Source organism: uncultured Methylobacterium sp., assembly GCF_964251405.1.
Lineage (GTDB): Bacteria > Pseudomonadota > Alphaproteobacteria > Rhizobiales > Beijerinckiaceae > Methylobacterium.
Genome location: NZ_CAXUJR010000006.1, coordinates 5,324 through 28,359, shown reverse-complemented (window position 1 = coordinate 28,359; position 23,036 = coordinate 5,324). Strand labels below are relative to the sequence as shown.

Here is a 23,036-nt window from a genome sequence, read left to right as displayed (position 1 = left end):
GATGGCATGGCAAGGTGGAGTCATGACGAAGGTCCCGACCATGACGCCCCGTATCGACAATCGCAGCCGGCGCCGCCCGGCCCTGGCGGAGGGCAAGGCGCCGGCCACCTTCACGGCCTTCGGCCTCGCCGCGGAGGCCGAGCCGCTGGAGCCCGGCCTGCACGTGGTCGCGACTCCGATCGGCAACCTCAAGGACGTGTCCTTCCGCGCGCTCGCGACCCTGGCGGCGGCCGACACGGTGCTGGCCGAGGACACCCGCGTCACCCGCACGCTGCTGATGCATTACGGCATCACGACGCCGCTGGTCGCCTATCACGAGCATTCCAACGAGGCCGTCCGCGAGCGGATGATCGCCCGGATGCTCGCGGGCGAGGCGCTGGCGCTGGTCTCGGATGCCGGCACGCCGCTGGTCTCCGACCCCGGCTTCAAGCTCGTCCAGGCGGCGATCGCGGCCGGCATCGCGATCACGCCGATCCCGGGGCCGTCGGCGGTGATGACCGCCATCGTCGCCGCCGGCTTGCCGACGGACCGTTTCTTCTTCGAGGGCTTCCTGCCTCATAAATCGGGGGCGCGCCGCAACCGCCTCGGCGCCCTGGCCCAGGTGCCCGGCACTCTTGTGCTGTTCGAATCCCCGCATCGCCTGCCCGAGATGCTGGCCGACGCCGCTGCCGTTCTCGGCGCCGCCCGGCCCGCCGCGGTGGCTCGCGAATTGACCAAGCTCTACGAGACGATCCGGCGCGGCACCCTCGGCGAGCTCGCCGAAACCTTCGCGGAGGAGGGGGCGCCCAAGGGGGAGGTCGTCGTGGTGATCGGCACCAGCCCGGAGGAGCCGGAGCCCGAGGCCGTCGAGGCCGGGATGGATGCCGCCATCCTGGTGGCGCTCGAGCGGCACTCGATCAAGGACGCGGCGGCCCTCGTCGCCGATGAGACCGGACAGCCGCGGCGGGCCGTGTATGCCCGCGCACTCGCCCTCGCCAGGCGCGGCCCGGAAAGCGAGACCGATGACGAGGCCTGACCTCGGTGATCCGCAGGGCCGTCGACGCGCCACGCACGAACGCGGGCGTTCCGGAGAGACGCTGGCACTTGTCGCGCTGATGCTGAAGGGCTATCGGCCGCTCTCCCGTCGCTTCAGCGCGGCGGGCGGCGAGATCGATCTCGTCCTGCGTCGCGGCGACACCATCGCCTTCGTCGAGGTGAAGGCGCGGGCCAGACTCGACGATGCCCGCGAGGCGATCGATGCGAGGAAGCGCGCGAGGTTCTCGCGGGCCGTGCGGGCTTGGCTCGGCCGCCATCCCCGCTACGGCGGGCTCACCTTACGGGCGGATGCCGTGTTCCTGGCGCCTGCGACCTGGCCGGTCCACGTACCCGACGCCTTCACGATCGAAGGTCTGTGATGCGGAGGAGCGTGACGGACCGGGCGCTACTTGCGGGCGGCCGCCATGGCGGCGATCAGGGTACGCTTGAGATCGGCCTGACTGAAAGGCTTCTGCACGACCGGGCACTCCCGGAACGGCTCGCGGATGCCGGCTCCGCCGTAGCCCGTGGAGAACACCAGCGGCATCGCGCGCCGCACGATCGCCTCGGCGACAGGATAGATCGGCTCGCCGGCGACGTTGACGTCGAGGATGGCGACATCGAAGGCCTCGGCCTCGGCCATCTCAAGGGCCGTGGCCAGGCGTGCCGCCGGGCCGACCACGATGCAGCCGAAGTCGAGCAGCATGTCCTCCAGAAGCATCGAGATCGCTGCCTCGTCCTCGACGACCAGCACCCGGGCTCCGTTCAGCAGGTCGTCGTTCGCTTCAGCATTCACGCCGCGGTGTCTTCCCTTCGATCCGTTCCTCGTCGGAACGTATTCCTGCGGATCACCGAGCCGCGAGCCGACCGGCGGCAAACCCATGCCGCTGTCCGTACTCGCGACGTATGTTGCCGGCAGGACGGACTGGAGCCGTCGCCCGATCGACGCACGGTGTCAAGCTTTTCCCCATCCTTGGAATGGGTGGATACGAAGTGATGTAACGAAGTGATACATCCACGCGACACAGTGTATGAAACCATACAGTCATCGTCCGAGCGAGGTCTGACAGGAGCGTGGAGTCGAAACGGTTTGGACGATCCCTGGACCGGCGCGCCTGCCTCGCAGGTCTTGGGTCTATGGCGGGTCTCAGGTCCAAGGGGGGTCTCGCGTTCTTTGCGGTGACGTCGAGCCGGCCCGCGCTGGCCGCGCGTGCCCTCGTCGTCGCCTCGAAGTCCGATACGGAAGGCGCGCTGACCGGCGCCATGATCGCGCTCATGCTGGAACATCTCGGCCTCCCGGTGGTGCGCCGGCTCGGCCTCGGCCCGACACTGATCGTGCGCTCCGCGCTGCTCTCGGGAGATGTCGACGTCTATCCCGAATATACCGGCAACGGCGCCTATTTCACCGGCACCGAGGCGGATCCGATCTGGCGGACCTCGCAGAGTGCATTCGATACCATCGCCCGGACCGACGCGGGGCGCGGCCTCGTGTGGCTCGATCGGGCACCGGCCAACAACACCTGGCTGATCGCGGTGCAGGGCGATCTCGCCCGGCGCGAGGGTCTAGCCACCATGGCCGACTTCGCGGGCGCGGTCCGGCGCGGGCTGATCCGGCTCGCCGCGTCCACGGAATTCGTGGAGAGTCCGGCCGCCCTTCCGGCCTTCGAGGCGGCCTATGATTTCCACATGCCGCACGATCGCATCATCAGCCTGCCTGGCGGCGACACGGCCATGACGGCGAGGGCGGCCGCCCAGGGAATCAGCGGGGTCAATGCCGGCATGGTCTACGGCACCGATGGCGCCCTCTCGGCCCTGGATCTGGTTGTGATGGGCGATCCGAAGGGTGCGCAGATCGTCTACGAGGTCGCTCCCGTCATCCGGGCAGCCAGCCTCGAACGAGATCCACGCATCCGCCCGACGCTGGCCGCCTTGTTCAAGGGCCTCGACGCCGCGACGCTGCGTGGGCTGAACGCCGGCGTTTCCGTGGAGGGAGAGCCGCCGGAGGCGGTGGCCGAGCGCTACCTGCGCCTTCGCGGGCTCATCGGGTGAAGCGGACGACGGTTGTCTCGCGACTCGCGTGGCAGGCTGCTGCCTCCTTGGCGCTCGTGCTCCTGCTGCTGATGGGACTGTATGGCTTCCCTCTGCTGGCGGTCGCCGCCAACCGGCTCGCCATCGGCGTGCCGGCCCATGGCGCGGGAGCGATCGGCAAGACCGTTCACCTCGTCGCCGGGAGCGGGTCGACCGGGCTCCTCCTGCTGATCGGCAGACGGCGCGCGACGGCAGTGGCGGCACTCGTCCTGATCGGCTCGGGATTGCTTTTCCTGCTGGTCGGGCTTGGCGAGGGTGCGGAGGACCTCTTGGCCGCCGGGCTGGGGGCCATGCGGGCCAGCCTCGCCTCAGGCGCCTGGATCACCCTTGTGGTGCTCGGCACCGGGACGGTGTGGGCGATCCGGGACTGCCGTGTCGGCGGCCTCGGGATCGCTGTCGCGATCGTTCTGGGCGTGGCCTTGCTCTTCGCCGGCCGCACCGGATTCTTCGACCATCTGTCCCTCGCGGTCGAGTTTCAAGCCCGGCGGGCACTGGTTGCCGAGGCCGTTCTCCAACACCTCATCCTCGCGGGCGGCGCGCTCGCCCTCGCCATCCTCCTCGCTGTCGCGGCCTCGCTCTGGCGACGAGGCCAGGGCATCGTCGAGATCGCGGTCAGCGGCATTCAGGTCGTGCCGGCAGTGGCCCTGTTCGGAGCGCTGGTCGCGATGGCCTCGGCACTGCTGAAGGCGGTTCCGGCAATGCGCGAGGCCGGGTTCAGCGCCCTCGGACCGGGGCCGGCGCTGATCGGGATCGCGGCCTACCTGCTGCTGCCGCTCTGGCGTGGCCTCGCCGCCGGTCTCGGTGGCACCGACGCCGCGATCCTCGACGCGGCCAAGGCCATGGGCCTGAGTCGGACCCAGGTGCTGATGCGCGTGCGTCTACCGCTGGGCGCCCCCGTCCTGATCGGCGCTCTGCGGGTAGCGGCGGTGCAGAGCCTCGGATTGGCGACCCTGGGAGCCCTGGTCGGCGCCGGCGGTCTCGGCCGCATCGTCTTCGACGGCATGGCACAGTTCGCGCCCGATCTGATCCTGCTCGGCGCCCTGCCCATCGTGGCCCTATCGCTCGTCGCCGAGACCGCCTTGAGCGCCCTCGAAGCGAAGGCCCGCACATGGTGGAGCGCATGAGCCCGAAGCGTCGCCGATGATGCCCCGACGCCTGCGATCCGCCATCGGCTTCGCGCTCGCCGGGATAGTCTTGGCCGTCCTCAGCCATCCGGACGTTGCCGCGCACGTGGTGGTCGCCATCGGGGAGGCGCCGCTTCGCCCCGTTGGCACGGATCGGCTCCTCGCGCTGGCCGGCGACCACCTCGCGATCGCCCTGACAGGTCTCGCCATCATGGCCGTGCTCGGGATCGGCTTCGGCATCCTGGCGACGCGGGAGGGTATGGCTCCCCTCCGGCACGGCATCGATACGCTGGCGGCGGTCGCGCAGGGCATACCGCCGGTGGTGGTGGTGGCCCTGTCGATGCCGGTGCTCGGCTTCGGCGGCCCGCCGACGCTGCTGGCGCTCGTCGCCTACGGCATCATGCCCGTGCTGCGCGGCACCGTCGCTGCGATCGAGGGCGTCTCCCGCGATGCCCGCGAGGCCGGCAAGGCGATCGGGCTCAGCGCGTCCCAGGTCCTTCGCCAGGTCGAGCTGCCGCTTGCGGCGCCCGGCATTCTCGACGCCCTTCGCACCGGTCTCGTCCTGGCGGTCGCCACCGGCGCCGTCGGGGCCCTCGCCGGAGCCTCGACCCTCGGCACCCCGATCATCTCCGGCCTGCAGAACCAGAATATCCTTCCCCTCATGCAGGGGGCCTGCGCCACGGCGGCACTGGCCTTCCTGTGCGACGCCGCGATGCTGACGGTCGCTGGGCTCTGGCGGCGATGAGGCGCGCTGGGTCCGTCATTCATCCTTGAACTCGACCGTCGCGCCACGCTCGAGGGATCCTGCCAGTTCGCGGGCATCCCAGTTGGTGAGCCGGATACAGCCATGCGATTCGGTCTTGCCGACCTTCTCGGGCTCGGGCGTGCCGTGGATCCCGTAGGAGGGGATCGAGAGGTCGATCCAGACGAGGCCGACCGGGTTGTTGGGGCCGGGCTTGAGCGTGAACTTCTCTTTCGCCTTCACGCCTTTGAAGGCATATTTCGGGTCGTAGGTGTAGGTCGGCTCGTAGGCCACGGCTTCGACCTTGGCACTGCCGGAGGGAGCGGGCTTCTCCTCGCTTCCGATCGAGGCCGGATAGAAGGCGCGCAGTTTGCCTTCGCTATCGAAGGCGCGGACCTGCCGCGAGGATTTGTCGACCTCGATGCGGGTCACCTTCTTTGGGGTATCGTCGCTCTTGGTCTCGACCTTGCCGTCGCCTTTGTTCTCGTCCTTCTTGGCGTCGTCCTTCCTGGCCTCTTCCTTGTCACCGTCCTTGGCCTTCCCCTTGGCCCGAGCCTTCGCCTCGGCCTTGGGCTTGCCGCGCTCCATTGCCGGCACCGCCGCGACTGCGATCACGGTGCCCGGCTTGTCGAAGGCGGCGTCGGGATTGAGGGCGCCGAGCAGGTCGCGGGACATGTGGAAGCGCTCGGCGAGCATCTCGCGCACATCGGTGTAGCCCATCGCTTCGAGCGAGGCCTGTTCCTCCATCTTGGCCGGGATCTTCTCGACGAACGGCCCCGCGGTATCGGCCTTCGTGATGGTGTAGTCGACGATGACCGGATCGATGCCGGAGGCCTGGAGCCTGTCGAAAACCTCCTGGTTCAGGGCCGTGGTCGCCGGCAGCCCCTGCGCCACCGCGAAGGCCGAGAGCGCACCGCGAAAATTTTCGCCGTCGCGCCCGTCGATCGCACCGGGCGAGAAATGCATCCGGCCGAGCAGCACCTGGGCTTTGAGCAGGAGAGCATCCGGCCTTTTCCCATTGGCCTTGGACGTCTTGGATTGCGCGGATTTGGATTTCGCGGATTGCTTGGTCTCGCCGGCCGCCGAAGGCCCGAAGGTCGCGGCGTTGACCGCGTCCCGAGTCAGGGGCGCCTTCGCCGCCACGCTCTCCTTCGCCTCCTCCTTGCCGGCCTTCGCCTTGCGTCCCTCGGCCAGGCCGGGTCCGCATGCGGCGGCCAAGGCCAGAAGGACCACCAACGCACGTACCCCAGACCTGCCCATCACCGATTCGCTCCCACGGAATGCAACCGCAAAGATCATCGCGGCGCCCGAGCCATCAAGGCGCGACGCCGTCCGGTGTTCCATGTCCGGCCACGGTCAATATCCCTGCGAGGTTCGGTCCCTATTGGCAGAGGCGATGCCCGGCATTCCGCTCGCGCTCGTCGAGATGGAGATGGTTCGCATGGGCGGCGTCCGAGCCGGGGCCGAGGACCGTTCGGAAGAAGCCGCAGGCCTTGGCCTGCACCACTGCCTGGAACGACGCCTCCGGCGTTCCCGCCGCAGAGGCGCCGACGCGGATCGGCGCGCGGTTGGAAAAGCCATAGCCCATCACGTCAATGGCATTGGCGAGTGCATGCTCGCTGAGCTTGGCATCGGTGCTGTGGTTCTGGCCGCGGCACTCGTAGCTTCCCACCGACAGGCTGGTGAGCGGTTGCCCGAGGTCCCGCTCGGACGCGAACTGAACCTCCGTCGTCCAGCGGGCCAAGGCCTCGGCTGCGCCGCACACGACCGTCGCCGCTGGCTCGATGGCGACGCCCTTGAGGCTGGAGAGCTTCAGGGGTCTCTCGGCTCCGCACTGGCCGAGGACGATGGGTGGCAGCGCCTCGAACGTCGCACCGAGGCTCGTGAGCCGCCCCCGGCACGCTGTGTCGTCGGGCGGTTGCACCTTGAGGGCGAGGATTGCCTCACCGCTGAGTTCCGGGGGACGTTGCGGCGGCGACGGCATCTCGGCGGCCGGGGGAGGAGAGGGCGATGGCGCAAGCTCCGTCGGTCGTTCAGGAGGAGTCGGAGCAGGCGCAGCGACAGCAGGTGACGGCCCCTGAGCCGGCGTCAGTTCCACCGGCCGGGCCGGAGGCGTCGGCAGGCCGGCGGGCGGAAGGGAGGGCTTGTCCTGCGCCAGGAGCAGCGACGGCGAAAGCAGGGCGAGCGCCGGCAGGACGGCCATCAGCAGCTGGGCAAGTCGTTCGGGAAGGCGGTCGGGACGCCGGGCGGCGACGGGCGGTCGTTGGGAAGACATGGCGCCCTGGTGCTCCCGGCATCACTGGTCTTGAAGCGCCGGCGTCGAACGGCCTGCGTCGTGAGGATCGCTTTGCTTAGGCCTCCGGTGCCCTCTACCATCCGCGCAACGAACGACCCAGCAAGGACGACAATGACCACGAGCACCACCCGTTCCGAAACGGCGACCGGCCCCTTTGCGGAGACCACTTGGGATACGCCCTACGGCCTGCCTCCCTTTGAGCGGATCGCGCCCGCGCATTTCCTCCCGGCCTTCGAGCAGGCGCTCGACACGCATGACGGCGAGATCGCGGCCATTGCGGGCGACACGGAGGCGCCTTGCTTCGCCAACACGGTGGCGGCGATGGAGCGGGCCGGCCAGGACCTCGACCGCGTCGCGTCCGTGTTCTTCAATCTCAGCGGCAGCCACACCAATCCGGATCTGCAGGCGGTCGAGCGCGCGATCACGCCCCGGCTCGCCCGTCACGGCAGCGCGATCTACCTCAACCCCGACCTTTGGGCTCGGATCTCGGCCGTGGACGCCGAGGCCGAGGGCCTGGGCGGCGAAGAGCGTCGCGTGCTCGACCGCTACCGCATCCGCTTCCGCCGGGCCGGCGCCGACCTTGCACCGGAGGCCAAGGCCAGGATGGCGGAGATCAGCGTGCGCATGGCCGAACTCGGCACGCGCTTCAGCCAGAACCTGCTCGCCGACGAGAGCGGCTTTGCCCTCCCGCTCGACGGCGAGGACGACCTCGCCGGTCTGCCGGACTTCCTGCGCTCGGCCGCCGCCAGTGCCGCCAAGGAGCGCGGCGGCGAGCACGGCCACGTCATTACCCTGTCGCGCTCGCTGATCGAGCCGTTCCTCGTCTTCTCGACCCGCCGCGATCTGCGCGAACGGGCCTACGAAGCCTGGATCCGCCGCGGCGAGAATGGGGGCGATCACGACAACCGCACGGTCATCGCCGAAATCGTCGCCCTGCGGGCCGAACGGGCGCGGCTCCTCGGCTTCGAGAGCTTCGCGCATTTCAAGCTCGCCGACACCATGGCGGCGACGCCCGACGCGGCGATGGATCTGCTGCGCAACGTCTGGACGCCCGCCCACCGCCGCGCCGCCGCCGAGCGCGACCGGCTCCAAGCCCTGGTCCAGGCGGAAGGCGGAAACTTCGCACTGGCCCGGCACGATTGGCGCCACTACGCGGAGAAGCTGCGACGGGCCGAGCACGACCTCGACGAGGGCGAGATCAAGCCGTACCTGTCGCTCGACGGTGTCATCGCCGCCGCCTTCGACACCGCCTCAAAGCTGTTCGGGCTGAGGTTCGAGGAGTTGGAGGATTTTCCGCGCTACCATCCCGACATCCGCGCCTGGAGCGTGCAGAACGCCGACGGATCGCAGGTCGGCGTCTTCATCGGCGATTACTTCGCACGCGCCTCGAAGCGCAGCGGCGCCTGGATGAGCGCCTTCCGCTCGCAGGAACGCCTCACCGCCGACGTGAAGCCGATCATCGTCAACGTGATGAATTTCGCCAAGGCACCCGTCGGTGAGCCGACGCTCCTGTCCTTCGACGATGCCCGCACACTGTTCCACGAGTTCGGCCATGCCCTGCACGGGCTCCTCTCCGACGTGACCTACCCGATGCTCGCCGGCACTGCCGTACCCGGCGATTTCGTGGAACTGCCCTCGCAGCTCTACGAGCACTGGTTCGAGCAACCGCAGGTCCTGCGCGAGCACGCCCGGCACTACCTCACGGGCGAGCCGATGCCCGAGGATCTGCTCAAGCGCCTGCTCGCAGCCCGTACGTTCAACCAGGGCTTCTCCACCGTGGAGTACACGGCCTCGGCGATCGTCGACATGACGCTGCACCTGTCGAGCGCGGGCGAGGACGGGCTCGACGTGCTCGCTTTCGAGGCGGACGCCCTGGAGCGCATCGCCATGCCGGCGGAGATCTCGATGCGGCACCGGAGCCCGCATTTCGCGCACATCTTCTCCGGGGACGGCTATGCGGCCGGCTATTACAGCTACCTGTGGTCGGAGGTGCTCGACGCCGATGCCTTCGATGCCTTCCGCGAGGCCGGCGACATCTTCCATCCCGAGACCGCGTCGCGGCTGCGCACCTACGTCTACGGGGCCGGTAATCTGCGCGACCCGAAGGAGGCCTACACAGCGTTCCGAGGACGGCTTCCGAGCATCGACCCGCTGCTCCGCAAGCGGGGGCTCGCAGCCTGATCATGGTAACCCTTCGGTAAAGAAACGTCCTTAACGATCGTGGCCTGGATTATCGGGACCAACGGTCATGACGGACATCATCGCTGCGGCACGGCCCCCGTCCGGCTCCAAGGATGCCGCCCTTTCGGCGGCCGACTTGCTGAAGCAGGCGGTCTCCGGGTCCTCCAATTCCGGATCGGAGAAAGCGCCTTCGGACGCGAAACCGGTGAGCGCCCTGCGGCGCAAGCTGCTCGGCGCCGTCGATGCCCGCGCGGCGATCGTCGGGGGCGCCGCACTCAGCCTCGGTCTGGTCATCGGAGCCGGGAGCGCCGGTCTGATCATGTCGGGCAGCGACATGGCCACGTCCACGCTCTCGCAGCTCAAAGCCGATGTGGATGCCGGGCGGGCCGAGACGGCGCGTATCTCGGGAGAGATCGGGCGCTTGACCGGGACCATCGTCAAATCGGGCGAAAGGATCGCCGAGGACGCCAAGGCCACCCGCACCGAACTTACCCAGCGCGTGACGCGGATGGAGCAGACGCTGGCCACGAAGCTCGTCGCATTCGCAGAAAAGCAGGACGTAGCGGATCGCGAGCAGGTGGCCCGCCTATCGTCCCTGGCGACACTGATCGAGAAGCGGACCGCGCCGCAAGCCATCGTCCCACCGGCGTCCGCGCCGCAGGCCGCGAAACCGGCCCTTCCGGATCCCGTCCAGACTGGCTCCATCGCCGAGGCGAAAGCAGCGGCGGACGTGAAACAAAAACCAGCCGCCATCGCGAACTGGGCAGTCCGTGAGGTCTATGACGGAATCGCGGTGCTGGAGGATCGCAAGCGACGCCTCGTGGAGGTCGCCCGGGGGGACCTGGTCCCAGGCGTAGGCCGGGCGGAATCGATCGAACGCCGCGGCCGGATGTGGGTCGTCGTCACCAAGGACGGACTCATCACGCCTCAGGACTGGTAGCGCCGACGATCACTGGTTCGGAACGGCGGACTCGATCTCGGCTGGCCGTTGAGGAAACCGGCTTTCCATCGTGAGGGGATCTGCCATGGTGGCCGAGCGCTCGGCCCTGCAACGGCCATGAGTCAAGGCGCGGGTCTGAGCCTCGCGCGTCGGATGGAGAATGGCCGCAAGGAGTGCGAAGCCGCTCTTGTCGGAGCCGAGATTTTTTGCGTCGAAAACGGGCATGACGGTCACCGGGCCAGGGGCCACGAAAAACTGTGCGGAGAGGGACGCAAACACGACTGTGGTGAATAATGGGGACGGCGGCGATAAGTTCCAGAATCTTTTTTGGTCTTTACGACTTATTCGTTCTTGCAGTCCCGACAAGTGTTCGCAGTGCGTAGGCACACACCCCTTAATGGTGATTTGACGCGCGATGCTGGGTCGCCACCCGACCGGCCGGTCCATCTCTTGTCCCGGAGCCAAGTGATCCGGGAGCCGAGTGAATCGTCGGCCAAGGCCAACCGCAACGGCATTTCGCACGGCGGGACGACGCCCAGAGCGGCCTGCATCGAACCCGCGCGAGGTCTCAGACTCCGGACACGCCCCAGGAAGGATCGCGACGCGGGAGCGTTCGCACGGCGGTTATCGTCGCGGTGCGAAGGACGCCTCCCCGGCGCGAACGCTCACCACCAAGCACGAGGTCGGGACGGGGAGGGCGTCCAGAGGCCTGGCTCGCCGAAATCCGAGGGTGCCCGATCGGCATCGACCCTTACGGACGCCGCGTTCGGACGCCGGGCCGCAGGAGGACCGGCCGGCGGCCTGACGACCTGGCTCGCACGTCTCTGAGGTTCCGCGGAGACGCTCACCATCGCTCCCCCGGTGGAGCCGAGACCAAGGGCGGTCCTCATCCGGGCGTCGTATCCATACAGGTCGGGGAACGTCCGGTAGGCTCCGCCTTCGTCCAGGACGGCCGTGAAATAGGCGAGGTGGACCGGGAGCTTCTGGGACAAGCGGACCGTGCGCTCACCTTTCCCGATGAGCTTCTTCAGACGCTCGCTCGACCATTCGGTCGGCAGGACGGAATCGGCGAAGCGGAAGGGGTCGTCGACCCGCACGCAGCCATGGCTCAACGCGCGGTGGGACGCCGAGAACAACGACCGGTTCGGCGTGTCGTGCAGGTAGACCGCATGGTTGTTAGGAAACATGAACTTGATGAAGCCGAGCGCATTGCGCTCGCCCGGCGGCTGGCGGACCGAAACGGTCTTGCCGTTGTACGAGACCTGATAGCCCCGCCTGGCGGCGTAGCCCGGATCGCGGGCGAGCGCGGGTAGGAACTCGTTCTTCAGGATCGAGGGCGGGACGTTCCACGACGGATTGACGACCGCGTATTCCATCAGGCCGGAGAAGATCGGGGTCGGCGACTCGGTCTTGCCCACGATCACTCGCGCCTCGTCGCGCGAGCGCCCGTCCCGGACCACCCGCAGCCGGAACTCGGGGATGTTGACCATGACGTAGTCCGGCCCGAGCTCCGAGGGCAGCCAGCGCCAGCGCTCCATGTTCACGATCAGCGCGGCCTCGTCGGCACTGCCGCGGGGCGCGACCGCGGGCATGGCCAGTGCCACGACCGTCTGCGCGGTGAGCGTGCCGGTCGGCGCCAGGCCGCGCTTCTTCTGGAATGCGATGACTGCGGCGGCGACGCCCTGGTCGTAGGCCTCGGGCTCGCCGGGCGACGCATCAAGCGTTCCGGCGGAACGGGTCTCGAGGTCGAAATGGTTCCGGATCAGCGGCACCCGAGGATCGCGCATGCCGAGCTTCAGCACCGGACCGGCCGGCAGGTTCAGGGTCGCGGAAGCCGGCTGGCTGCGGTCGCGGATCGTGGCGAGGCGGGCCTTGAGGGCGCGGTAGCCGGGTTGGTCGGGATTGAAGCGCTGCAGGAGACCCCCGGCTTCCGGACCACCGGACGCGAGGCGCCCGAGTACGGCGTCCGCCCCGGGCAGATCGAGGGTCGGGGTGACGAGGCGCGACAGCCCCGCGAGATTGATGCGACCGCCGCGGGCGTCGCGCGCATAGAGGGCCACGGCCGAGGAGAGCTTCAGGTCGGCCTGGGCGACCTCGGCGTCGGTCAGCTTGGCAGTGCCCAGGACGGGGACCGGATAGGCCGAGGGATCGAGCCCGTCCTCGCCGGCCTGCGCCAGGCGCGCGATCACGGCCTTCGCCGCAGGGGTGAACGCGCCCTCGACGATCCAGACGGGCTTGAACGCGCCGAGCGCGTAGAAGGCCTGCATCGCCTCGCGATCCTTCGTGGTCAGCCTCGCGAGAAGCGGGGCCGGATCGGTCAGCCGCGCGGCGACGGCCGCGCCGAGCGGATCGGATGGCGGAGCAAGGGGCGCGGTCGCCTGAGCCGCGCCCGCCGTCTCGCTGGCAACGTCCGGCTTGGCAACGTTCGGCTTGGCAACGTCCGACTTGGACTGCATGCCCGCCGCCTCTTCGTCGATCTCGGCCGGGACAGGGTCCGCTAGCTGGATCGCAGCGCTCGACGCCTCGCCCGGGATCGCGGCCTGTGCGTAGGCGGCGGGCACCGTGAAGGCCGCATGTCCGACGTAGGCCGCCAGAGCGGTGGCCAGGGCGACGGAGGCGGAGCGCGAAGCGCCATTGGCAGCGCTCATGGTTGCAACTCCTCGGCAACGAGCCGTCCGGCCCGTCCCAGGTTAAAGATCATCGTACCAAGCGCGGCCGTGCGCAACGGCACGGACCTCAATCGATGGTGTCCCAAGCGCGCTCGGTCGCGGCTCAGGCCGCGGCCTCGTCCTGCTTGTCCTCGGCATCGAGGCCGAGGTCCTTGAGCTTGCGATACAGGGTCGAACGCCCGATGCCGAGCCGGCGCGACACCTCCGACATGCGACCGCGATAGAATTGCAACGCAAAGCGGATCGCCTCGCTCTCGATCACGTCCATGGTCTTCATCTCGCCGGTCTCGTCGAGCACGAGAGACATGGCGTGCGGATCGCGCACCTCGACCCGGACGATCTCGCGCACCGGCTCGGGCATCCCAGGACGGACCATCGGCTGATGGGGAGCGGCCGGGATGCGGACGTCGAAACCCTCGACCTGCGCGGCGATCTGGGGGAACTCGGCCACGGTGAGCTCATCGCTGTCGGCGAGCACGACCGCGCGGAACAGGGCGTTCTCGAGCTGGCGGACGTTGCCGGGCCATCCATAGCGGCTCAGCAGCGCCAGCGCCTCCGGGGTCACGGACCGGATCCGCTTGCCCTCTTCCGCGGCGAAGCGCGCGCAGAACGAGCGCACCAGATCCGGGATGTCCTCGCGGCGCGCCCGCAGGGGAGGCAGGGTCATCGGGAAGACGTTGAGCCGGTAGTAGAGGTCCTCGCGAAAACGCCCCTGCTTGACGAGGTCGAGGAGCGAGCGGTTCGTCGCCGAGATGAGGCGGATGTCGACACGCACGCTGCGCTTGGCACCGACGGGGTCGACCTCACCCTCCTGCAGGGCGCGCAGAAGCTTCACCTGGGCGTCGAGGGGCAATTCGCCGATCTCGTCGAGGAACAGCGTCCCGCCCGAGGCCTCGACGAACTTGCCGGTATGGCGCTCGGTGGCGCCCGTGAAGGCGCCCTTCTCATGGCCGAACAGAGTCGACTCGACCAGGTTGTCGGGGATCGCCCCGCAATTGACGGTGACGAACGACTTGCCGCGCCGCTCGCCGGAGCCCTGGATCGCGCGGGCGAGGACCTCCTTGCCCACTCCCGATTCGCCCTCGATGAGGACGGGGATGTTGGATTTCGCGGCGCGCTCGGCCAGCCGCGTCACCCGGTCCATGTCGGGGCTCTTCGAGGCGAGGTCCTTGAAGCTCAACGAGCCGGAGGCTCGCCGGCGCATGCGCCGCACCTCCTCCTCGAGCTGGTCGACCTTCAGAGCGTTCTTGATCGAGACCTGGAGCCGTTCGGCGCCGGCCGGCTTGACGACGAAATCGGTGGCCCCCGCCCGCATGGCGGTGACGACGGCATCGATCGAGCCGTTGGCGGTCTGCACGATGACCGGCGTATCGATCCCGGCCTTGCGCAGCTCGGCCATGACGCCGAGGCCGTCGAGGCCGCCGGGCATGACGAGGTCGAGGAGGAGGACGTCGATCGAATCACCTGCGCGGAGCATCTCGAGCGCCTGCTCGCCGCCCTCGGCCACTTTCGCGTCGAATCCGAGACGGCGCACCATGGCCTCCGCGAGGCGACGCTGCACGGGATCGTCGTCGACGATGAGGACGGTTGTCGACATACGATGAGACCCCGGGTCCGTGAGGCGAGGAAGGCGGCCGCATCCCCGGACGACCCTTGCGGGATGTACCTGCGACGCCGACCGGCCGTTGTTTCGTTTCGAGCCGTAGCGTGCAGCAAGAGCGTAAAGCTGCGCTTAACGACGATGGCGGTTATCCGTGCTCGGCCCCGGCGATCCTCCATCGGCCTCGCTGCGACGGGTTGCCCCTGGCGATGGATGACGATTGCTCGGTTGATCGCGGGGCCGTCGCGCTCGATATCAGCGCAGGAACGGTGGCACGTCACCGAACGAAGCGGCGGCGCTCCGCGCCGCATGGGGATGTTGAAACATCATGTCGATCCGATCCGTCGCGAAGACCGTCCTCTCGAGCCCGACGCGACAGACCGAAGGCGGAAGTGCGGCCCGGGCGGCGGCCCTGGCGGTGGATCTGGGCGCCCTGCCGGAATGGGATCTCTCGGACCTGTATTCCGGCATCGACTCGTCGGACTTCCGCGCCGACCTCGCCCGCGCCGAGGCGGAATGCCGGGACTTCTCGGCCCGCTATGCGGGCGAGGTCGCGGCGATCGCCGCCTCCGGCGATGCCTCCGCTCGGCTCGGGGAGGCCGTGAGGGCCTACGAGGGAATCGAGGATCTCCTCGGCCGGCTGATGTCCTTTGCCGGCCTCGTCTATTCCGGCGACACCACCGACGAGCGGCGGGAGAAGTTCTACGGCGACACCCAGGAGCGCCTGACCAAGGCCTCGGGCGACCTCCTGTTCTTCACCCTCGAACTCAACCGGGTCGAGGACGCGGTGATGGACCGGGCCATGACCGATGGCCCCCTGAGCCATTACCAGCCCTGGATCGAGGACCTGCGCCGGGAGAAGGCGTTCCAGCTCGACGACCGCACCGAGAAGCTGTTCCTGGAGAAGTCCGTCACCGGGCGGGCCGCCTGGAACCGGCTCTTCGACGGCACCATCGCGAGCTTGCGCTTTCCCGTCCAGGGTGAGCAGCTGACCCTCGAACCGACGCTCAACCGGCTCCAGGATTCCGACGGAGAAATCCGGAAGGCGGCGGCGGGCGCGCTCAGCGAGGTGTTCCGCGCAAACCTGCGGACCTTCACGCTGATCACCAATACGCTGGCCAAGGACAAGGAGATCTCCGACCGCTGGCGCGGGTTCTCCGACGTGGCCGACGCGCGCCATCTCGCCAACCGGGTCGAGCCCGAAGTCGTGGCCGCGATGGTGGAGGCCGTTCAGGCGGCCTATCCGCGCCTCTCGCACCGCTACTACCGGCTCAAGGCACGCTGGTTCGGCGTCGAGGCGATGCCCTACTGGGACCGCAACGCACCGCTGCCCCGCGTCGAGCAGCGCACCATCTCCTGGGCGGAGGCCCGCGACACCGTGCTCGACGCCTACGGGGCCTTCTCGCCACGGATGGCCGACATCGCCAGGAGCTTCTTCGATGGGCGCTGGATTGATGCCCCGACCCGGCCCGGCAAGGCGCCGGGCGCCTTCGCGCACCCGACGGTGCCCTCGGCGCACCCCTATGTCCTCGTGAACTACCAGGGCAAGCCGCGGGATGTGATGACCCTGGCGCACGAACTCGGCCACGGCGTGCACCAGGTCCTGGCCGGCCCGAACGGCGCCCTGATGGCCCCGACACCCCTGACGCTGGCCGAGACCGCGAGCGTGTTCGGCGAGATGCTGACCTTCCGCCGCCTGCTCGCCGGCATCACAGACCCGAGCCAGAAGCGCGCGATGCTGGCGGCCAAGGTCGAGGACATGATCAACACGGTGGTGCGCCAGATCGCGTTCTACTCGTTCGAGCGCAAGGTTCACCTCGCCCGGGCGGAGGGCGAGCTCACCGCGGAGCAGATCAACGCGCTCTGGATCTCCGTGCAGGCGGAGAGCTTAGGGCCCGCCATCGCCCTCGACCCGAGCTACGAGCCGTTCTGGGCCTACATCCCGCACTTCATCCACTCGCCGTTCTACGTCTACGCCTACGCCTTCGGCGACTGCCTCGTGAACTCCCTCTACGGGGTCTACGCCACGGCCGAGACCGGGTTCGTCGAGCGCTACTTCACCCTGCTCTCGGCCGGCGGCTCGAAGCCCTACGGCGAGTTGTTGGCCCCCTTCGGCCTCGACGCCCGCGACCCGGCTTTCTGGCAGATCGGGCTCACCATGATCGAGGGGATGATCGAGGAACTCGAGACCATGGAGGGCTGACGCGCCCTTTGCGCCGAACGGCCTTGCGTTGTACGGAACGTACAACGCAAGGCCGCTACCATGAAGCTCGAAGTGAAGAAGATCGGAAACTCCACCGGGCTCATCCTGCCTCGGGAGTTGATGAGCAAACTCAATCTCGCCCAAGGGGATTGGCTCTACGTGACCGAGAGTACCGATGGCTCGGTCCGATTATCGCCCTACGATCCGACCTTCGAGAAAGGCATGAAGATCGCCGAGAAGGCGATGAAGACGTATCGCAACGCCCTGTCCGAACTCGCCAAGTGAGCGAACAACAGGGCGAGGTCGTTTGGCTGACGAGCGACCTCGTCCAAGCCATTCACGCGCACCAGCTCAAGCTCTTCGGCGGCCCAACGGGCGTTCGCGACGAGGGCGCGCTTGAATCCGCTCTCGGCCGCCCGATGAACCGGGCGGCTCATGGAGACGTCGATCTGGCCGAATTGGCTGCCGCCTACGCCTTCGGGATCGCGAAGAACCATCCGTCCATTGATGGCAACAAGCGTGCGGCTCTTCTGGCATTGATTACATTCCTCGGTCTCAACGAGGTCGATCTCGTGGTCGAAGAAGCCGAAGCCGTAGTGATGATCCGAGGCCTCGCCGCCGGCGAGGTCGACGAAACCGGCCTTGCCCGCTGGATTCGCGACAACTGGCCGGCCGCCTGAAGCCCGCGACCCGCGGCCTCATCGCCCTGGCATCGGGTCGATCTCGGCTTATGTCGAGGTCACCCACACTGCTCAGCGGATCTCCCCTTGATGGCCGACCACGACAGCGAAGCCAATCGCTTCTCCGCACGCGCCAGCCGCTACGCCCGCGTCGGCGCCAATGTCGGCGGGGTGGCGGCGCGCATGGCCGGCGCCAAGCTGTTCGGTGCCAAGGGCGGCGAGACGCCGACCAACGCGGCGGCGTTGGCCCAGGCGCTCGGCGGCCTCAAGGGGCCGATCATGAAGGTGGCGCAGCTTCTGGCCACGGTGCCGGACCTGCTGCCGCCCGAATACGCCGCCGAGCTGCAGAAGCTCCAGGCCGATGCACCGCCGATGGGGGCGGCCTTCGTCAAGCGTCGCATGATGGCGGAGCTCGGTCCGGACTGGCAGTCGCGCTTTACGAGCTTCGACCTCAAGCCCGCGGCCGCAGCCTCTCTGGGGCAGGTCCACAAGGCCGTGGGTCTCGACGGGACGCCCTACGCCTGCAAGCTCCAGTATCCGGACATGCAGTCGGCCGTGGAGGCCGACTTGACCCAGCTCGAGGTCGCCTTCGCCCTGCATCGGCGCATCAGTTCCTGGCTCGACACCCGCGAGATCGCCAAGGAGATCGGCGCGAGGGTGCGCGAGGAGCTCGACTACGAGCGCGAGGCCAAGCACGCCGTCCTCTACGGGAACGTCCTGCGCGACATCGACGTCGTGCGGGTGCCGGCGATCCATCAGGACCTCTCGACGAAGCGCCTGCTCACCCTGGGCTGGCTCGAAGGCGAGAGGATCCTGAGTTTCTCGGAATCCTCGATCGAGATCCGAAACCACCTCGCGCAGTCGATGTTCAAGGCGTGGTGGCACCCGTTCAGCCGCGCCGCCGTCATCCATGGCGACCCGCATTTGGGCAACTACACCGTCTTCTCGGAGGGGGGTGAGCCGAGCGGCATCAATCTTCTCGACTACGGCTGCGTCCGCATCTTCCACCCGCGCTTCGTCGGTGGCGTGGTCGACCTCTATCGCGGGCTCCTCACCAACGATCAGGCACGCATCGTCCACGCCTACGAGACCTGGGGCTTCAAGAATCTCAACCGGGAGCTGATCGACATCCTGAACATCTGGGCCGGCTTCATCTATGGGCCGCTCCTCGAAGACCGCACCCGTACGGTCGCCGACGGCGTCAAGCCGGGGGATTACGGCCGCCGCCAGGCCTTCGAGGTCCACCAGGCGCTCAAAGCACGGGGGCCGGTCACCGTGCCCCAGGAATTCGTCTTCATGGACCGGGCCGCCGTTGGGCTGGGCGCCGTCTTCCTGCACCTCCGGTCGGAGCTGAATTATCACCGGCTGTTCGAGGCAGAGATCGAGCGGTTCTCACTGGACGAACTGTCGGCCCGTCAGAGTCAGGCCCTCGCCGTCGCGGGGTTGCCGGAACCCGTCTGACGGATCAGCGGCCTCCATCGCGTCCCCTGCGAAAACCGTTGAATGGATTCCATCGGCCCGCAACTCGATTGCGGGCCGCTTTGGCTTGCGCTAGATCCCCTTGGAACCAATCAAGACGACGTCACGGGGACGACCACACGATGGCCGATACGAAGACCACGCCCGGTTATGGCTACAGCCCGGCGATGGACGACAAAACGCACGAACAGACCTATCGTGGCTTCGTCCGTTTCGTGGAAATCGGCACCGTCGTGGTGCTCTGCTGGGTTCTTGCTCTGGCGGTTGGCGGCATTCGTGAAGCATGGCTGATGGCGATCTTCGGCGTGTTCCTTTCGGGCGCCGCGGGTGCGGTCGGCGCCCTCTCTCCGGCGATCGGCTGGAAGGGCCCCCTCGTCGTGGGCATCCTCCTTGCCCTGTACCTCGCCTTCGCCTGAAGCCGCCTTCTTGCCGGCCATCACATCGGTCCGTTCCGTGGGGAATCGTTGAATGCGCGTCGCTGTCCTGTCTGAGACGGATTCTGCGGAGCCGCGAGTCGCGGCGGTCCCCGAGACGGTGAAGAAGTTCAAGGCGCTCGGCGCCGACGTCGTCGTCCAGTCCGGTGCCGGCACCAAGGCCGGCGTGCCGGACGGCGAGTACGAGGCGGCCGGCGCCACCATGGCGGCCTCCGCAGAGGAGGCGGCCCGCGACGCCGACCTGATCTTGAAGGTGCGCCGCCCCGCCGCCGACGAACTCGGCGTCTACAAGAGCGGTGCGACCGTCGTGGCGATCATGGACCCCTACGGCAACGAGGACGCGCTCAAGGCCATGGCCGAAGCCGGCGTCACCTCCTTCGCCATGGAGTTGATGCCCCGCATCACCCGCGCTCAGGTCATGGATGTGCTCTCGAGCCAGGCCAACCTCGCCGGCTACCGGGCCGTGATCGACGGTGCCTCCGAGTACGGCCGCGCCATGCCGATGATGATGACGGCCGCCGGCACCGTGCCCGCCGCCCGCGTCTTCGTGATGGGCGTCGGCGTCGCCGGCCTGCAGGCCATCGCAACCGCGCGCCGCATGGGCGCTGTCGTCACCGCCACCGACGTGCGGCCCGCCACCAAGGAACAGGTGGAGTCGCTCGGGGCCAAGTTCGTCGCTGTCGAGGACGACGAGTTCAAGCAGGCCGAAACCTCGGGCGGCTACGCCAAGGAGATGTCGGCCGAGTACCAGAAGAAGCAGGCCGAGCTCGTGGCGACCCACATCGCCAAGCAGGACATCGTCATCACCACGGCGCTGATCCCCGGCCGGCCCGCACCCAAGCTGATTTCCGAGGCGATGGTCGCCTCGATGAAACCGGGCTCGGTGCTGGTCGATCTCGCGGTGGAGCGCGGCGGCAACGTCGAGGGCGCCAAGCCCGGCGAGATCGTCGTGACGGGCAACGGTGCCAAGATCGTCGGCCACCTCAACGTGCCAGGCCGGCTCGCCGCCACAGCGTCGAACCTCTACGCACGCAACCTCTACGCCTTCGTCGAGACGCTGGTCGACAAGGAGGCCAAGACACTGGCGATCAAGTGGGACGACGAGCTCGTCAAGGCCACGAACCTGACCCGTGACGGCCAGGTGGTCCACGCCGCCTTCCAGCCCAAAGCCTGATCCCGCCGGAGGACCAAGATGGCCACGCTTCCACCCGAACTGGCGGCCGAGCAGGCACGCGCCGCCGCCGCCGCCGCCCGTACCGCGGCCGACATCGCGAAAGCGAATGCCGACCAGGCGCAGACCATCGCCGACAGCCTCGGCCAAGGCCTCTCCGCCGTGACCCACGGCGCTGTCGACCCGGTCGTCTTCCAGCTCGCGATCTTCGTGCTGGCGATCCTCGTCGGCTACTACGTCGTCTGGTCCGTGACTCCGGCCCTGCACACGCCCCTGATGTCGGTGACCAACGCGATCTCCTCGGTGATCATCGTCGGCGCCATCCTCGCCGCCGGCGTGCCGCTCATCGAGCACGGCACCGGTTGGGCCCGCTTTTTCGGGTTCCTCGGCATCGTCTTTGCCAGCGTGAACATCTTCGGCGGGTTCCTCGTCACCCAACGCATGCTCGGCATGTATAAGAAGAAGGCTTGAGACGATGTCCCAGAACGTCTCGAGTCTCCTCTATATCGTTGCCGGCGTCCTGTTCATCATGGCGCTGCGGGGGCTCTCGCACCCGACCACGTCGCGCCAGGGCAACCTCTATGGCATGATCGGCATGGGGCTGGCCGTCGTCACGACCCTGGTCGGCCATCCGCCGGCAGGGGCGGGCGCCTGGGCGATCGTGATCCTCGGCCTCGTTATCGGTGGCGGCGCCGGTGCGGTGATCGCCAAGCGCGTGCCGATGACGGCGATGCCTGAGCTCGTGGCGGCCTTCCACTCCCTGGTCGGCCTCGCGGCCGTGGCCGGCGCAGCGGGTACCCTCTATGCGCCCCAGGCGGTCGGGATCCTCGAGAACGGCCACATCCACAAGGAGTCCCTGTTCGAGATGGCACTCGGCGTCGCCATCGGCGCCATCACCTTCACGGGCTCGGTCATCGCCTTCGCCAAGCTCTCCGGGCGGATGTCGGGCAAGCCGATCATCCTGCCCCAGCGCCATGCCATCAACATCGCGCTGGCCATCGCGCTGGTCGGCCTCATCGCCATGTTCATCGGCACCGAGAGCAAGCTGCTCTTCTGGCTGATCGTGATCCTGTCCTTCGTGCTCGGTGGGCTTCTCATCGTCCCGATCGGTGGCGCCGACATGCCCGTCGTCGTCTCGATGCTGAACTCCTACTCGGGATGGGCTGCGGCCGGCATCGGCTTCACGCTGGGCAATCTCGCGCTGATCATCACGGGTGCGCTCGTCGGCTCGTCGGGTGCGATCCTGTCCTACATCATGTGCAAGGCGATGAACCGGTCGTTCATCTCGGTCATCCTCGGCGGCTTCGGCGGTGACGCCGCAGCTGGCCCGGCGGGCGCTGTCGAGACCAGGCCGGTGAAGCAGGGCTCTGCGGACGATGCCGCCTACATCATGAAGAACGCCGAGCGCGTGATCATCGTGCCTGGCTACGGCATGGCGGTGGCCCAGGCCCAGCATAGCTTGCGCGAGATGGCGGACCTGCTCAAGAAGGAGGGCGTGGACGTGAAGTACGCCATCCACCCGGTGGCAGGTCGCATGCCCGGCCACATGAACGTGCTGCTCGCCGAAGCCAACGTCCCCTACGACGAGGTCTACGAGTTGGAAGACATCAACGGCGAGTTCCCGCAGGCCGACGTTGCCTTCGTGATCGGCGCCAACGACGTCACCAACCCCGCCGCGAAGACCGACAAGGCCTCGCCGATCTACGGCATGCCGATCCTCGACGTGGAGCGGGCCAAGACCGTGCTTTTCATCAAGCGCGGCATGGGCTCAGGGTATGCGGGCGTCGAGAACGAGGTGTTCTTCCGCGACAACACCATGATGCTGTTCGGCGACGCCAAGAAGGTCGTCGACTCGATCCTCAAGAACCTCTGAGACGCGGGCGGAACATCCGCTCCACTCATCCAGACTGAACCGGGGTCGGCGTCATCGCCGACCCCGCCGTCGTCTCCGGGCCTCACTCCTGAGCGCGCAGAGATGTTCGCAACGCCGACGGGTCGAGCCCGTCCAGCCTCGCCTCGTTCGCATCGTGCGCGCGGTTCCCGATCGGCACCGCCTCGACCAGGGTGCTGCGGCCCCGATCCGTCAGCACGAGACGCCGGCTTCGCCTGTCCTTGTCGTCGATCGCGATCGCCACGAGGCCTCCTCGTTCGAGAGGCTTGAGGGCGGCCGTCAGCGTGGTGCGATCCATCGCGCGCCCGCAGACATCCCTGGTATCGGCCGCTTTGCCGTCGCCGCCGACTCGCAGGGCGCCGTCTTCGTCCTCTTCCGCGGCCGAGGGCGCCCCGCCCGAGATGCCGGCGCTCGGTACGCCCGGCCATGTCGGCTGGCACGAACTCCACGCGCGCGACTGGCAGGCCGCCTTTGCGTTCTACGCCGGGCTGCTCGGCTGGACGAAGAGCACGGCCGTCGACATG

At 68.2% G+C, this 23,036-nt stretch carries 21 protein-coding genes; 15 read left to right on the top strand and 6 right to left on the bottom strand.

The window, feature by feature from the left end:
- Positions 1 to 40 precede the first annotated feature (40 nt).
- Both rsmI and ACFE7U_RS02295 read left to right on the top strand, forming a co-directional pair.
- Positions 41 to 1,015, top strand: a complete 975-nt coding sequence (rsmI, locus tag ACFE7U_RS02300; RefSeq protein ID WP_375408136.1) for a 16S rRNA (cytidine(1402)-2'-O)-methyltransferase — start codon at positions 41 to 43, stop codon at positions 1,013 to 1,015.
- Positions 1,002 to 1,394, top strand: a complete 393-nt coding sequence (locus ACFE7U_RS02295) for a YraN family protein (protein ID WP_375408109.1) — start codon at positions 1,002 to 1,004, stop codon at positions 1,392 to 1,394. Before rsmI ends, ACFE7U_RS02295 begins: the two co-directional genes overlap by 14 nt.
- A gap of 26 nt (positions 1,395 to 1,420) precedes the next feature.
- Here ACFE7U_RS02295 and ACFE7U_RS02290 read toward each other — a convergent pair whose 3' ends face one another.
- A complete protein-coding gene (locus tag ACFE7U_RS02290) occupies positions 1,421 to 1,810 on the bottom strand; it encodes a response regulator (protein WP_375408108.1) in 390 nt (129 codons plus the stop codon).
- Positions 1,811 to 2,151: 341 nt separating this feature from the next.
- Here ACFE7U_RS02290 and ACFE7U_RS02285 point away from each other — a divergent pair, with 341 nt between their 5' ends.
- From ACFE7U_RS02285 to ACFE7U_RS02275, 3 genes are read left to right on the top strand one after another with little or no spacing between them, the layout of a single operon-like run.
- Positions 2,152 to 3,063, top strand: a complete 912-nt coding sequence (locus ACFE7U_RS02285) for a glycine betaine ABC transporter substrate-binding protein (RefSeq protein WP_375408107.1) — start codon at positions 2,152 to 2,154, stop codon at positions 3,061 to 3,063.
- A gap of 56 nt (positions 3,064 to 3,119) precedes the next feature.
- Positions 3,120 to 4,226, top strand: coding sequence for an ABC transporter permease (locus ACFE7U_RS02280; RefSeq protein ID WP_375408135.1), 1,107 nt, complete (start codon positions 3,120 to 3,122; stop codon positions 4,224 to 4,226).
- A 19-nt stretch (positions 4,227 to 4,245) separates the two neighbouring features.
- Positions 4,246 to 4,971 (top strand): ABC transporter permease, encoded by a 726-nt coding sequence (locus ACFE7U_RS02275; RefSeq protein WP_375408134.1) that lies wholly within the window; start codon positions 4,246 to 4,248, stop codon positions 4,969 to 4,971.
- Between the two features lie 15 nt (positions 4,972 to 4,986).
- Here ACFE7U_RS02275 and ACFE7U_RS02270 read toward each other — a convergent pair whose 3' ends face one another.
- Both ACFE7U_RS02270 and ACFE7U_RS02265 read right to left on the bottom strand, forming a co-directional pair.
- A complete protein-coding gene (locus tag ACFE7U_RS02270) occupies positions 4,987 to 6,201 on the bottom strand; it encodes a L,D-transpeptidase family protein (protein ID WP_375408106.1) in 1,215 nt (404 codons plus the stop codon).
- 148 nt (positions 6,202 to 6,349) lie between these two features.
- Positions 6,350 to 7,243 carry an extensin family protein gene (locus ACFE7U_RS02265; protein ID WP_375408105.1) on the bottom strand — a complete coding sequence of 298 codons (894 nt, stop codon included), beginning with the start codon at positions 7,241 to 7,243 and terminating at the stop codon, positions 6,350 to 6,352.
- A gap of 132 nt (positions 7,244 to 7,375) precedes the next feature.
- On the opposite strand from ACFE7U_RS02265, the gene ACFE7U_RS02260 reads away from it, so the two are divergent.
- Positions 7,376 to 9,445, top strand: a complete 2,070-nt coding sequence (locus ACFE7U_RS02260) for a M3 family metallopeptidase (protein WP_375408104.1) — start codon at positions 7,376 to 7,378, stop codon at positions 9,443 to 9,445.
- Between the two features lie 319 nt (positions 9,446 to 9,764).
- Positions 9,765 to 10,385, top strand: coding sequence for a hypothetical protein (locus tag ACFE7U_RS02255; protein ID WP_375408103.1), 621 nt, complete (start codon positions 9,765 to 9,767; stop codon positions 10,383 to 10,385).
- 665 nt (positions 10,386 to 11,050) lie between these two features.
- Here the strand turns inward: ACFE7U_RS02255 and ACFE7U_RS02250 are convergent.
- Positions 11,051 to 13,033 carry a murein L,D-transpeptidase gene (locus tag ACFE7U_RS02250; RefSeq protein WP_375408102.1) on the bottom strand — a complete coding sequence of 661 codons (1,983 nt, stop codon included), beginning with the start codon at positions 13,031 to 13,033 and terminating at the stop codon, positions 11,051 to 11,053.
- A 124-nt stretch (positions 13,034 to 13,157) separates the two neighbouring features.
- Entirely contained in the window at positions 13,158 to 14,651 is a 1,494-nt protein-coding gene (locus ACFE7U_RS02245) for a sigma-54-dependent transcriptional regulator (RefSeq protein WP_375408101.1), read from the bottom strand.
- A gap of 331 nt (positions 14,652 to 14,982) precedes the next feature.
- Between ACFE7U_RS02245 and ACFE7U_RS02240 the strand changes: the two genes are divergently transcribed.
- The 8 genes from ACFE7U_RS02240 (at position 14,983) to ACFE7U_RS02205 (ending at position 22,494) form a co-directional block, all read left to right on the top strand.
- Entirely contained in the window at positions 14,983 to 16,857 is a 1,875-nt protein-coding gene (locus ACFE7U_RS02240; RefSeq protein ID WP_375408100.1) for a M3 family oligoendopeptidase, read from the top strand.
- Positions 16,858 to 16,917: 60 nt separating this feature from the next.
- Positions 16,918 to 17,142 carry an AbrB/MazE/SpoVT family DNA-binding domain-containing protein gene (locus ACFE7U_RS02235; protein ID WP_375408099.1) on the top strand — a complete coding sequence of 75 codons (225 nt, stop codon included), beginning with the start codon at positions 16,918 to 16,920 and terminating at the stop codon, positions 17,140 to 17,142.
- The gene (locus ACFE7U_RS02230; protein WP_375408098.1) at positions 17,139 to 17,537 is read left to right on the top strand and encodes a type II toxin-antitoxin system death-on-curing family toxin; all 399 of its coding nucleotides are present in this window, start codon (positions 17,139 to 17,141) and stop codon (positions 17,535 to 17,537) included. The genes ACFE7U_RS02235 and ACFE7U_RS02230 overlap by 4 nt, the downstream gene beginning before the upstream one ends.
- 90 nt (positions 17,538 to 17,627) lie before the next feature.
- Positions 17,628 to 18,998 carry an ABC1 kinase family protein gene (locus ACFE7U_RS02225; RefSeq protein ID WP_375408097.1) on the top strand — a complete coding sequence of 457 codons (1,371 nt, stop codon included), beginning with the start codon at positions 17,628 to 17,630 and terminating at the stop codon, positions 18,996 to 18,998.
- 140 nt (positions 18,999 to 19,138) lie between these two features.
- Entirely contained in the window at positions 19,139 to 19,432 is a 294-nt protein-coding gene (locus ACFE7U_RS02220) for an aa3-type cytochrome c oxidase subunit IV (RefSeq protein ID WP_375408096.1), read from the top strand.
- Between the two features lie 52 nt (positions 19,433 to 19,484).
- Entirely contained in the window at positions 19,485 to 20,624 is a 1,140-nt protein-coding gene (locus tag ACFE7U_RS02215; RefSeq protein WP_375408095.1) for a Re/Si-specific NAD(P)(+) transhydrogenase subunit alpha, read from the top strand.
- 18 nt (positions 20,625 to 20,642) lie between these two features.
- Complete coding sequence (locus tag ACFE7U_RS02210; RefSeq protein WP_375408094.1) at positions 20,643 to 21,092, top strand: NAD(P) transhydrogenase subunit alpha; 450 nt, start codon at positions 20,643 to 20,645, stop codon at positions 21,090 to 21,092.
- A gap of 4 nt (positions 21,093 to 21,096) precedes the next feature.
- Entirely contained in the window at positions 21,097 to 22,494 is a 1,398-nt protein-coding gene (locus ACFE7U_RS02205) for an NAD(P)(+) transhydrogenase (Re/Si-specific) subunit beta (RefSeq protein WP_375408093.1), read from the top strand.
- An 82-nt stretch (positions 22,495 to 22,576) separates the two neighbouring features.
- On the opposite strand, the gene ACFE7U_RS02200 is transcribed toward ACFE7U_RS02205, so the two are convergent.
- Positions 22,577 to 22,810, bottom strand: a complete 234-nt coding sequence (locus ACFE7U_RS02200) for a hypothetical protein (RefSeq protein WP_375408092.1) — start codon at positions 22,808 to 22,810, stop codon at positions 22,577 to 22,579.
- Between the last annotated feature and the right edge of the window lie 226 nt (positions 22,811 to 23,036).

Bases quoted from the DNA above. Each gene is read 5' to 3' on its own strand.
- ACFE7U_RS02265 (WP_375408105.1), bottom strand. From the start codon at position 7,243: ATGTCTTCCCAACGACCGCCCGTCGCCGCCCGGCGTCCCGACCGCCTT.
- rsmI (WP_375408136.1), top strand. From the start codon at position 41: ATGACGCCCCGTATCGACAATCGCAGCCGGCGCCGCCCGGCCCTGGCG.
- ACFE7U_RS02275 (WP_375408134.1), top strand. From the start codon at position 4,246: ATGCCCCGACGCCTGCGATCCGCCATCGGCTTCGCGCTCGCCGGGATA.
- ACFE7U_RS02220 (WP_375408096.1), top strand. From the start codon at position 19,139: ATGGCCGATACGAAGACCACGCCCGGTTATGGCTACAGCCCGGCGATG.
- ACFE7U_RS02210 (WP_375408094.1), top strand. From the start codon at position 20,643: ATGGCCACGCTTCCACCCGAACTGGCGGCCGAGCAGGCACGCGCCGCC.
- ACFE7U_RS02235 (WP_375408099.1), top strand. From the start codon at position 16,918: ATGAAGCTCGAAGTGAAGAAGATCGGAAACTCCACCGGGCTCATCCTG.
- ACFE7U_RS02295 (WP_375408109.1), top strand. From the start codon at position 1,002: ATGACGAGGCCTGACCTCGGTGATCCGCAGGGCCGTCGACGCGCCACG.
- ACFE7U_RS02250 (WP_375408102.1), bottom strand. From the start codon at position 13,033: ATGAGCGCTGCCAATGGCGCTTCGCGCTCCGCCTCCGTCGCCCTGGCC.
- ACFE7U_RS02285 (WP_375408107.1), top strand. From the start codon at position 2,152: ATGGCGGGTCTCAGGTCCAAGGGGGGTCTCGCGTTCTTTGCGGTGACG.
- ACFE7U_RS02245 (WP_375408101.1), bottom strand. From the start codon at position 14,651: ATGTCGACAACCGTCCTCATCGTCGACGACGATCCCGTGCAGCGTCGC.
- ACFE7U_RS02225 (WP_375408097.1), top strand. From the start codon at position 17,628: ATGGCCGACCACGACAGCGAAGCCAATCGCTTCTCCGCACGCGCCAGC.
- ACFE7U_RS02200 (WP_375408092.1), bottom strand. From the start codon at position 22,810: ATGGATCGCACCACGCTGACGGCCGCCCTCAAGCCTCTCGAACGAGGA.
- ACFE7U_RS02205 (WP_375408093.1), top strand. From the start codon at position 21,097: ATGTCCCAGAACGTCTCGAGTCTCCTCTATATCGTTGCCGGCGTCCTG.
- ACFE7U_RS02255 (WP_375408103.1), top strand. From the start codon at position 9,765: ATGTCGGGCAGCGACATGGCCACGTCCACGCTCTCGCAGCTCAAAGCC.
- ACFE7U_RS02240 (WP_375408100.1), top strand. From the start codon at position 14,983: ATGTCGATCCGATCCGTCGCGAAGACCGTCCTCTCGAGCCCGACGCGA.
- ACFE7U_RS02260 (WP_375408104.1), top strand. From the start codon at position 7,376: ATGACCACGAGCACCACCCGTTCCGAAACGGCGACCGGCCCCTTTGCG.
- ACFE7U_RS02215 (WP_375408095.1), top strand. From the start codon at position 19,485: ATGCGCGTCGCTGTCCTGTCTGAGACGGATTCTGCGGAGCCGCGAGTC.